Source organism: Asanoa sp. NPDC049475 (assembly GCF_040676915.1).
Classification (GTDB): domain Bacteria; phylum Actinomycetota; class Actinomycetes; order Mycobacteriales; family Micromonosporaceae; genus Asanoa.
Genome location: NZ_JBFAPY010000005.1, coordinates 831,405 through 841,385, shown reverse-complemented (window position 1 = coordinate 841,385; position 9,981 = coordinate 831,405). Strand labels below are relative to the sequence as shown.

At 70.9% G+C, this 9,981-nt stretch carries 9 protein-coding genes, 1 pseudogene and 1 riboswitch; of the genes and pseudogenes, 3 read left to right on the top strand and 7 right to left on the bottom strand.

What is annotated here, in order from left to right; all coding sequences use genetic code 11:
- Window positions 1-140: 140 nt before the first annotated feature.
- The 7 genes from AB0J88_RS24005 to AB0J88_RS23975 form a co-directional block, all read right to left on the bottom strand.
- Complete coding sequence (locus AB0J88_RS24005; protein ID WP_364361471.1) at window positions 141-920, bottom strand: SDR family NAD(P)-dependent oxidoreductase; 780 nt, start codon at window positions 918-920, stop codon at window positions 141-143.
- Window positions 917-1,420 carry an emopamil-binding family protein gene (locus AB0J88_RS24000; protein WP_364361469.1) on the bottom strand — a complete coding sequence of 168 codons (504 nt, stop codon included), beginning with the start codon at window positions 1,418-1,420 and terminating at the stop codon, window positions 917-919. The genes AB0J88_RS24005 and AB0J88_RS24000 overlap by 4 nt, the downstream gene beginning before the upstream one ends.
- Before the next feature lie 39 nt (window positions 1,421-1,459).
- The gene (locus AB0J88_RS23995) at window positions 1,460-2,389 is read right to left on the bottom strand and encodes a hypothetical protein (protein WP_364361467.1); all 930 of its coding nucleotides are present in this window, start codon (window positions 2,387-2,389) and stop codon (window positions 1,460-1,462) included.
- A gap of 55 nt (window positions 2,390-2,444) precedes the next feature.
- Complete coding sequence (locus AB0J88_RS23990) at window positions 2,445-3,095, bottom strand: DUF1275 family protein (protein WP_364361465.1); 651 nt, start codon at window positions 3,093-3,095, stop codon at window positions 2,445-2,447.
- Between the two features lie 45 nt (window positions 3,096-3,140).
- Window positions 3,141-3,722 (bottom strand): DUF305 domain-containing protein, encoded by a 582-nt coding sequence (locus AB0J88_RS23985; protein ID WP_364361463.1) that lies wholly within the window; start codon window positions 3,720-3,722, stop codon window positions 3,141-3,143.
- Window positions 3,698-4,858, bottom strand: coding sequence for a DUF1996 domain-containing protein (locus tag AB0J88_RS23980; protein ID WP_364361461.1), 1,161 nt, complete (start codon window positions 4,856-4,858; stop codon window positions 3,698-3,700). Before AB0J88_RS23980 ends, AB0J88_RS23985 begins: the two co-directional genes overlap by 25 nt.
- Before the next feature lie 162 nt (window positions 4,859-5,020).
- On the bottom strand, window positions 5,021-6,442 hold the full coding sequence (locus AB0J88_RS23975; RefSeq protein ID WP_364361459.1) for an MDR family MFS transporter: 1,422 nt from the start codon (window positions 6,440-6,442) through the stop codon (window positions 5,021-5,023).
- A gap of 147 nt (window positions 6,443-6,589) precedes the next feature.
- Between AB0J88_RS23975 and AB0J88_RS23970 the strand changes: the two are divergent.
- The 3 genes and pseudogenes from AB0J88_RS23970 to AB0J88_RS23960 form a co-directional block, all read left to right on the top strand.
- Window positions 6,590-7,528: pseudogene (locus AB0J88_RS23970) on the top strand (glycoside hydrolase family 5 protein); the annotation flags it as partial.
- A 9-nt stretch (window positions 7,529-7,537) separates the two neighbouring features.
- Window positions 7,538-9,343, top strand: a complete 1,806-nt coding sequence (locus tag AB0J88_RS23965; RefSeq protein WP_364361457.1) for a glycoside hydrolase family 15 protein — start codon at window positions 7,538-7,540, stop codon at window positions 9,341-9,343.
- On the top strand, window positions 9,343-9,825 hold the full coding sequence (locus AB0J88_RS23960) for an MSMEG_6728 family protein (protein ID WP_364361455.1): 483 nt from the start codon (window positions 9,343-9,345) through the stop codon (window positions 9,823-9,825). Before AB0J88_RS23965 ends, AB0J88_RS23960 begins: the two co-directional genes overlap by 1 nt.
- A gap of 44 nt (window positions 9,826-9,869) precedes the next feature.
- Window positions 9,870-9,980, top strand: a riboswitch (TPP riboswitch).
- Window position 9,981: the final 1 nt, after the last annotated feature.

Here is a 9,981-nt window from a genome sequence, read left to right as displayed (position 1 = left end):
CTTTCCGGCTCGCTGGGGTGGTGGGGGGGGGGTGGCGGGGGGGGCTCGCCGCCCCCCCCCGGGGGGCGGGGGGGCCCCCCCCCCCCCCCCCCCCCCGGCGGCGGGGGGGGGGGCCCCCCCCCCCCCCCCCCACCCCGCGTTCACGAGGCGGTCAGATCCCGCGACGCGCGGGCGATGACCGCGATCGCGGCGCGGCGCGGCAGCAGCCGCGACATCAGCGTCGACGACACCCGCATGCCCAGGCCCGGCACCACTCGCGGCCCCCGGCCGAGGCCACGCAACGCCGCCCGCACCACCTGGTCGGGCGTCCGCGTGCCGGGTGCGGGACGGCTCTTCGCTCCCGCGAGGCCCGGCGTGGCGATGGCGCCCGCGACACAGGTGAGCACGTCGACACCGGTGCCGCGAAGCTCGGCCCAGAGACCTTCGCCGAGGATCGCGCCGAACGCCTTGGTCGCCGCGTAGGCGCTGATCGGCGGCGAGCCCTGCATTCCGGCCAGCGACGACATGACGACGAAGCCACCACGCCCCCGCGCCACCATCGGCGGAAGGAAACGGTGCGCGAGCTCCAGCGGCATGCGGCAATTGAGGTCGACCGCGCGGCGGGTCTGCTCCGGATCCATCTCGACGAACCGGCCGATCGGCGAGTACGCGGCGTTCGCGACCACCAACCCGACCTCCAGGCCCTCCGTCGCCGTGGCGACGGCCCTCAGTCCCTCCACGGTCGACAGGTCGGCGCTGACCGTGACCGTCCTGGTCGGCAGCGCCGCGGCGAGGGCCGCCAGCGGCTCCGCGCGCCGGGCGGCGAGGACCAGGTCCAGGCCGTGTTCGGCCAGGCGGTACGCGAAGGCCGCGCCGAGGCCCTCCGACGCCCCGGCTACCAGCGCCCACGGGCCGTAGCGGTCGGCGAAGCCGGGCCTCACGAGGCGACCCGCGTGAACGGGTTGTCCCGCCGCATGCGCCACATCATCAGGAACGGCGTGAGCAGCCAGGCGGCGTTCGCGGCGAGGACGATCGCGAAGTTGGGCGCGGGGGTGACGCCGTACCGCTCGTCCATCAGGATGATCAGCACGTTGGCGAGCATCGTGCCCGACCACACGAGCGCCGGCACCCGGATCCAGTCCCGGCCGCGGACGAACGCGTAGAGGGCGAAGAAGTAGAACGGACCGAAGAAGATCAGGTCGATCCAGATCGTCATCTGCCAGAACGGCGGGCGGGCCATCAGCAGCGGGTCGAAGTTCTCGCCCCACCAGTGCACCAGGTCGATCGCGCCGGCCGGCGGCCACAATGGATAGTCGAAGTCGGCCGGGTCGCGGACCACGATCTGCTCGAGGTCGACGATGTAGGTGATGACGGACGCGTTGACGGCGAAGAAGCCCACGAAGAACCAGTCGAACTTGCGCTCGCGCAGGGGCACGGTCATGAGTCAGATAGTGGCCCCGCGCGAGCGGCTCATCAAGATCTATGTCGCGGGCAGCCAGGGGTTCGCCGGCGGGACGACGCCGAGCTGCTGGGCGATGGTCATCGCGTTGGTCGGCTCCGTGCGGGCGCGCAGGTCCGCGTAGGCGGTCAGGGTCAGCGGCGCCAGCAGCACGGCCACGGCTCCGGCGAGCACCGCGGTCAGCAACGTCGAGACGATCGAACCGGTGATGATGCCGGCGTTGTCCGGCATCGAGACACTCGTCGCGGCCTCGACGACGCCGCCGATCACCGCGCCGACGACAGAGACGCCGATGGTCAGGCCGAGGATGGTCGCGATCCGGCCGGCCGCCGCCCCGAAGTCGCGGTGGAACAGCGTGAAGCAACGACCGATCGCGTTCGTCCGCTCGACCGCCACCACGACCGGGAGCACCACGAAGACGGCGGCCACGTAGAAGATCGGCAGGATGCAGAGGCACAACGCGACCAGGTAGACGGGCAGCGCGAGCAGCTGCCAGCCGATCAGCGGGAAGACCCGGCGGACGGCCATCCGCAGCGCGTCGCCCATGCGCGGCGCGACGCCGACCGCGATGCTCACCCCGACGTGGACGCTGGCCAGCGTCACCACCGTCGTCAGGAGCATCGCCAGCAGCGCCGCACCCACGGTCAGGGAGATCAGCACGACGAACGGCGTGAAGTCGGCGTTCCCGGTGCCGTCGTAGCTGGTGAAGGAGCTCTCGAGGTCGTCCGACGCGAACGCGATGAAGACGGCGGCCGGCGCCTGCACCAGCAGCGCCAGGACCACGCCGACCAGTTGCAGCCCAGCCAACGGGCGCCAACCGGCCTTGGCGATCGCCACACCACGGTTCCACCAGCCGCCGTAGGTCGGGCTGATCAGCGGATCGGCGGTCTGCGGCCCGAACTGAGGCGGGGGCAGGTAGCCACCGGTGGGCACGGAGGGGTCCGGATACATGTCTCGCCTCTGTCGCGACTCGTGCGCTGTCGCCACGGTCGGCCACAGACGGGCCTCAAGATAATGCTCCTCTTCCCATCGCGCAGCCCCGGGCCGCCATCGCGAGCAGCAGGAGACAGATCGCCAGCAGGGGTACGGACCAGCGGACCGTCTGGAACAGCACGGCGGCGACCGCGCCGCCCGCGGTAAGGGCGGCCAGCTGGCCGAAGGCGGCGGCACGGCGGCCCCGCAGACCGGCGACCAGGTCGTGCAGCGCACCGGTCAACGTGCCGGTCAGATAGGTCGTCGACTCGTGCATGCGGTGTGCCACCACGCTCTGCGTGCCCATCGCGACGCCCGCCGTGGCCAGCAGCAACAACGAGGTCGTCGGACCGGGTCGGCCGTCGGTCGCCACCCAGCCGGCCGTCAACGCGCCGAGCAGCGCGAGCTCCACGACGAGGTGGGCGGGCCACCGCCAGCCCGGGGTCGCCTGCGCCCACAGGACACCGGCGCTGTAGCCGGCGACCGCGACGGCCGGGGTCGCGAACACGTGGTCGTCGGCCGTGCCGATGCCCAGGCCGGCGACGACGAGGTTGCCGGTGACGATGCTCGCGAAGGCGCCGCCCAGTCCGGCGAACGCGACGACGTCGACCGCACCGGCGCAGGCGGCAAGGGAGAGCGGGGTGACCCGGCGCCCGCCGCGCCGGGCCAACCCCGCCAGCACCACGGGATCACCGTACGCGACTAACTGGACTTTCGCGGCAAAACCGGATCAACCCAGTTGCGCCAGCTCGCTGGCACGCGCCGCACCCAGCTCGACCGCCAGCGCCCGCACGGTCGGGTCCTCGGCCGCGTCCGCCGCGCTCGCCGAGACGAGCTTCCCCTGCGCCAGGTGCTCGCGGAGCAGGTCGGCCACCCGCGCGTCCCGGGCCGGCGGCGACAGAGCGGCGACCTCGTCCAGCTCCCGGTCGCTGAACAGGCCGGGCAGCTCGTGGCCGTCGTGCAGGTTCCCGTCCGGCAGCCCGGCCGCCCTCAGCAGGTCGCGCATCCTGGCCAGCTCCGCCGGGTGGTCGGCGACGACGGCCGCCAGCGCGGGGTCCTGCGTCAGCGCCGCCAGCCGGACCGCACCGACGTCCATGGGGATCATCAGCTGGAGGTAGGCGATGTCGGTGGGACCGAGCACGGCGGTCGCGGTCGGGCCAGTAGGCGGCGGGCCGGCCACCGCGGGGGTGGCCGGCCCGGAGGATGTCGTCGCCACGGTCAACGGGACGGCTACGGCCGTGGCGACGAGCACCCCGACGGCCGCCAGTCGGCTCTTGGCGGCCGGGCTCAGAACTGGCCGTCGGATCCGCACTTGACGCCCTGGTCGACGCAGTTGCGGACGCGCTCGGCGAGCGCCTTGGGCTCCCACGCGTTGAAAAAGTCGGCGTGCATCGAGTAGCCCGTACCGGATGCCAGCTTGATGCCGGTCATGTCGGTGTTCAGCGGGTAGCCGATGACGAACGACACCGAGGGGATCGCCACCGGGAACTTCCCGGAGCACTTGCCGTCACGGTCGGCCGGGCCGACGTGCGACTTGTGGTCCGGGCTGTCCAGGTGCTTGCCGTCCCAGCAGTCCGGGAAGGTGATCTGGCGCACCAGGTTCGCGGTCTTCGCGCACACCGGCCACTCCCCGTCGGGCGTGCGGCCGACCTCACCGCCGATGCCACCGCACCAGAAGTGGTTGCCCTGCTTGTCCGGGGTGTCCTTCTGGTTCTTGGCGTCCCCGGTGATCATCCGGAAGCCCATCGGGAACGGCACGGTCTTGGAGGGGTCCTTCAGCCGCGATCCGTAGTAGACGGTGACGCCGCTGGGGTTCACCGCCTTGCCGTCCTTGAGCAGGGTGGGAATCCAGTACGCCGAGTGGTCCTGGGCCGGCGAGCAGGTGGTCTTCTTGTTGGCGAACAGCGACCGCGCGGTGGAGAACGCGTTCGTGCTCGTGTTGCCCATGAACGTGTGGTTGTGCGAGGCGCCCTTCAGCCCGGGCGCGACGATCGGGTCGTCGTCGTTGCGGTGGCTCACCTTGCACGACGCGTTGAACTCGGGCACCTTCACCGGGTTGTTGGTGACCTTCCGCGGCTTCATGGCGAAGAAGGCGCGGACGTCGGCCGCCTGCTTGGTCGGGTCGACCGCGACCCAGCCGGGCCGGGCGGGCGGCGCCGATCTCGCCGTCTCGGCGGTTGCCGGCGAAGCGGACGGTTTCGGCGAGGCCGTGGGCGTCCCGGCGGACGGCGTGGCCCCAGCAGCGGCAGCACCGAGCTCCTCCGGGAGGGCTTCGGTGTCGACGTCGACGGCCCCGCCCGCCGACGTCGGCGCGGGGTCGGCGGAACGCGCGTAGGCGGTGGTGACCGCCACACTCGCCGCCAGGGCCACGACGACCGGAACCGCGACGAGGTAGGTGGACCGGCGGTGCAGCAAGGGGCGGCGCGGTGCGGGAGTGGGTTGGGACATCGGAGCCTCTCGGGGCCAAACACATCTGGGCAGCCCGAACTGTAGGTACCGATGATCGCCGCACGACCAGGCTTAAGCCGAAGATAAGAAGAGTTTGCAGGTCACTCGGCTAGCATTCGCGGCCGCCGCGCTGAATAACGGAAAACCGTTGCGAGCTTTTGGTTATTCGGCCGGTGCGAGCACGTCGCCGCGGGGCAGCAGGAGCGCCGCGAACGCCACCACGACCGCCACCGCCAGGACCCCGATGAAGACGTGGTGCACGGCGCCGACGAGCCTAGCCGGATCGCCGTGCGACCCCCGCAGCTTCGCGTTGGCCACCGCGCCGAACACCGCGGTGCCGAGCGAGCTTCCCACCGACCGCAGGAACAGGTTGTTGGCCGTCACCACCCCGCGGTCCTTCCAGCCGACGCTGGACTGCGAGGCGATCAGCGTGGGGCTGACCGTCAATCCCATGCCGAGGCCGATCACCATGCAGGTCAGGCCCACCTGCCACACGTTGCTGCCGCCGCCGAGCAGGAGCAGCAGCGCGCAGCCGACCACGATGATGCCCACGCCCGTCAGCGCGCAGTCGCGGAACCCGAACCGCAGGTAGAGGCGGCCGGACTGCGATGCGGCGATCGGCCAGCCGAGGGTGAGCGCGGCCAGGGCCAGGCCGGCGACCAGCGGACCGACGCCGATGACCTCCTGCGCGTACGTCGGGACGTAGGAACTGAGGCCGAGCAGGATCGCGCCGGCACCCGCGGAGACCACGCCGCTGGCCACCAGCAGCCGGCGCCGGAAGACCCACAGCGGCAGCACCGGCTCCCGGGTCCGGCGCTCGGCCAGCAGGAAGGCGGCGAGCAGCAGCGCGCCGATGCCGAGGGTGGCGGCGCTGGCCGGCGAGGTCCACGCCCAGGCCTGTCCGCCCTCGAGCACTCCGAGGATCACCAGGGTCAGGCCGGCGGTCAGCAGCACGGCACCCCGGTAGTCGATCACCGGCCGGGCCGGCGTGCGGCGCTCGTGGTAGCTGCGCCAGATCATCCCGGCGGCCAGCAGGCACAGTGGGAGGTTGACGAAGAAGATCCAGCGCCAGGACACGTACTCGCTGAACACGCCACCCAAGGTCGGGCCGACGACCGACGAGACGCCCCAGACGCTCGCCACGTACCCCTGGACCTTGGCCCGCTCCTCCACCGTGTAGAGGTCGCCGACGATGGTCACGGTCACCGGGGCGATGCCTCCGGCGCCGAGGCCCTGGATCGCCCGGAAGACGATCAGCATGGTCATGCTGGTGGCCAGGCCGCAGAGCACCGAGCCGACGAAGAACGTGGCGATGCCGAACAGGATCACCGGCTTGCGGCCGAACAGGTCGGAGAGCTTGCCGTAGAGCGGCACCGTGACCGCCTGGGCCAGCAGGTAGACCGAGAACAGCCAGGGGAACTGGGTGAACCCGCCGATGTCGTCGACCACCGACGGCACGGCGGTGGCGATAATGGTCGAGTCGATGGCGACGAGCGCGGTCGAGAGCATCACCGCAGCGAGCACGGGGCCGCGTTCGGACCGGAAGCCGACGCCGGCGGTGGCTACAGAGGGGGTGGCGGGCACGTTTTCCCAGCTTCCACCCGGATGGGTGACAGCGCCAGGGTGTGCCCGATCACTCCGGCAGCCGCGTGATTTCTTCACATCATGCGGATCTGGTTACTCGCCGTCATCGCCTCACTCACCGTCGGTATAGGACCGACGATGGTGGCTCCCGCGCCGACTCCCGTCGGCACCCACGGCGCGCTGCGGGTCTGCGGCACCCGGCTGTGCGACCGGGACGGCAAGCCGGTCCAGCTCCGCGGGATGTCCACACACGGCATCCAGTGGTACGCCAACTGCGTCAACGGACCGTCGCTGGACGTGCTGGCCCGCGACTGGCGTGCCGACCTGCTGCGGATCTCGATGTACGTGCAGGAGGACGGCTACGCCAGCGACCCCCGCGCGTTCACGGAGCTCGTCGACGACTACATCGACCTGGCCACGGCACGGGGGCTCTACGTCATCGTCGACTGGCACATCCTCGACCCCGGCGACCCGATGGCCAACCTCGATCGGGCGCGCACGTTCTTCGCCGAGATCGCGAGCCGGCACCGCGGCGCCGACAACATCCTCTACGAGATCGCCAACGAGCCCAGCGGCGTCTCCTGGAGCCGGATCCGGTCGTACGCCGAACAGGTCATCCCCGTCATCCGCGCACAGGATCCCGACGCGGTGGTGCTGGTCGGCACCCGCGGCTGGTCGTCGCTGGGCATCTCGGAGGACGCCGACGAGCGCGAGGTGATCGCGAACCCCGTGCGGGCGGCCAACGTGATGTACACCTTCCACTTCTACGCCGCCTCGCACGGCCACAACTACCTCAACGCCCTCTCCCGGGCGGCCGACCGGCTGCCCATGTTCGTCACCGAGTTCGGCACGCAGAAATACACCGGCGACGGTGGCGACAACTTCACCCGGGCACAGTCCTATCTGGACCTGATGGCGGCGAAGAAGGTCAGCTGGGTCAACTGGAACTGGAGTGACGACAAGCGCTCCGGCGCGGTGTTCAAGAAGGGCACCTGCAAGGCCGGCGCGTACGCGGACCCGGCCCGGCTCAAGCCCGCCGGGGTGTGGGTGCGCGATCGCCTGCGGGCGGGCCGCCCGGTCGCGTAGCGTCTGAAAATGGTGGAAGAAGAACGCTATCTACCGATCGGCGAGCATGGCCTCATCGGCAACTTGAGAACCGTGGCCCTCGTCGGCACTGACGGGACCATCGACTGGTGCTGCGTCCCCCGCTTCGACGCGCCCAGCATCTTCGCGTCGATCCTCGACCGCGACAAGGGCGGCTTCTTCCAGCTCCATGCCGACATCCCGGCCACCACGCGGCAGTTCTACTTCCCCGACACCAATGTGCTCATCACCCGCTTCCTGTCCGACGACGGAATCGCCGAGATCCAGGACTTCATGCCGGTGCCGGCCGACCGGATGGAGAGCCACGGCTTCCGGCTCATCAGGCGGGTGAGCTGCGTGCGCGGTGAGCTTCCGTTCCGGGCGCACGTGGCGCCGCGCTTCGACTACGGCCTCCAGCCGCACACCCTGCGGCTGGCGGACGGGCGGGCGCTCTTCGAGTCGGCGTCGATGAGCATGGCGCTGAACTCGACCGCGCCGTTCGAGCTCGTCGACGGCGACGTGATCAGCTCCTTTCGGCTCAAGCAGGGCGAGTCGGTGGTGTTCTGCCTCGACCGGGCCGACGACGGCAAGCCGGCGTACGGGACCGCCGAGGAGGCCGAGGAGGCGTTCACCGACACGGTCGCGTACTGGAGGCGCTGGCTCTCGGCGTCGCGCTACCGGGGCCGCTGGCGTGAGGCGGTGCACCGCTCGGCCCTCACGCTCAAGCTGATGACGTACGCGCCGACGGGTGCCATCGTGGCCGCGCCGACGACGAGCCTGCCCGAGCGGCTCGGCGGCGAGCGCAACTGGGACTACCGGTACGTGTGGGTCCGGGACGCGGCGTTCTGCATCTATGCGTTGCTGCGGCTCGGCTTCACCGAGGAGGCCGACGCCTTCATGAACTTCCTCGCCGCCCGGGTGCGCGCCAGTGACCCCGACCCGGAGGGCCCATTGCAGATCATGTACCGCGTCGACGGCGGCGAGTCGCTCTCGGAACGCCGCCTGGACCACCTGGAGGGCTACGAGGGCTCGGCGCCGGTCCGGGTCGGCAACGACGCGGTGAACCAGCTCCAGCTCGACATCTACGGCGCGCTGATCGACTCGATCTACCTCTACAACAAGTGGGGCCAGCCGATCTCCGCCGGCGTGTGGGACGGCGTCACCACGTTCGTCGAATGGGTGTGCGAGAACTGGGACCAGCCCGACGAGGGGGTCTGGGAGATCCGTGGCGGCCGGCGCAACTTCCTCTACTCGCGGCTGATGTGCTGGGTGGCGCTCGAACGCGCGATCCGGGTCGCACACCAGCGCGGGCTGCCGGCCGACCTGGTGCGCTGGAGCAAGGCCCGCGACGCCATCTATTACCAGATCATGGACCGCTTCTGGGAGCCCGATCTGAAGGCCTTCGTCCAGCACCGCGACGGCCACGTCCTGGACGCCTCGGTGCTGATGATGCCGCTGTCGAAGTTCGTCGCGCCGACGGACCCGCGCTGGTTGACCACCCTCGACCTGCTCGGCGACACACTGGTCTCGGACTCGCTGGTCTACCGCTACGACCCGCACCTGAGCCCGGACGGCCTGGAGGGCGAAGAGGGCACGATGTCCATCTGCACCTTCTGGTACGTCGAGGCCCTGTCCCGAGCGGGCCGGGTCGACGAGGCCCGCCTGGCCTTCGAAAAGATGATCACGTACGCGAACCACGTCGGCCTGTACGCGGAGCAGCTCGGCCCCACCGGCGAGCAGCTGGGCAACTTCCCTCAGGCCTTCACCCACCTGGCCCTGATCAGCGCGGCCTTCAACGTCGACCGCGCGCTGGGCTGATGCAGACGTTCCTGCCGTTCCCCGACTTCGCACGGTCGGCCGCGGTGCTGGACCCGCCGCGGCTCGGCAAGCAACGGGTGGAGAACGTGCAGATCCTGCGCGGTCTGACGGTCGCGGGCCACGGCTTCCGGCACCACCCGGCGGTCAAGATGTGGGCGGGATACGAGGAGGCCCTGGTCCGCTACGGCCTCGTCGTGGCGTCGACCTGGACCGCCGAGGGCCGCGCCGACACGACGGCCACGACCCTGACCACGGACCTGGCCGCGTCGTGCGGCATCACCGCCGTGCGCGAGGTGCCGGAGTTGCGGACGGCCGGCGACCTGCCACCCTGGCTCGGCGACGAGGCGTTCCACCGCTCCCACCAGTCGGCCCTGATCCGCAAGGACGCGACGTTCTACGGCCCGCTCTTCGGGGACGTCCCACCCGACCTGCCCTATGTCTGGCCGCCCTCGGACCGGCCGAACGGCTGCGCCCCACCGTGATATCTGTAACGATGGCGTTCGCGGTGGGTATGTCGTAACCTGCCGGAAGTCACAACGGGAGCTCGGAGCACCGGGCTGAGAGGGCGGCTGACGCGCCGCCGACCGTCGGAACCTGACCGGGTAATGCCGGCGTAGGGAGCTTCTTACGTGTCGACC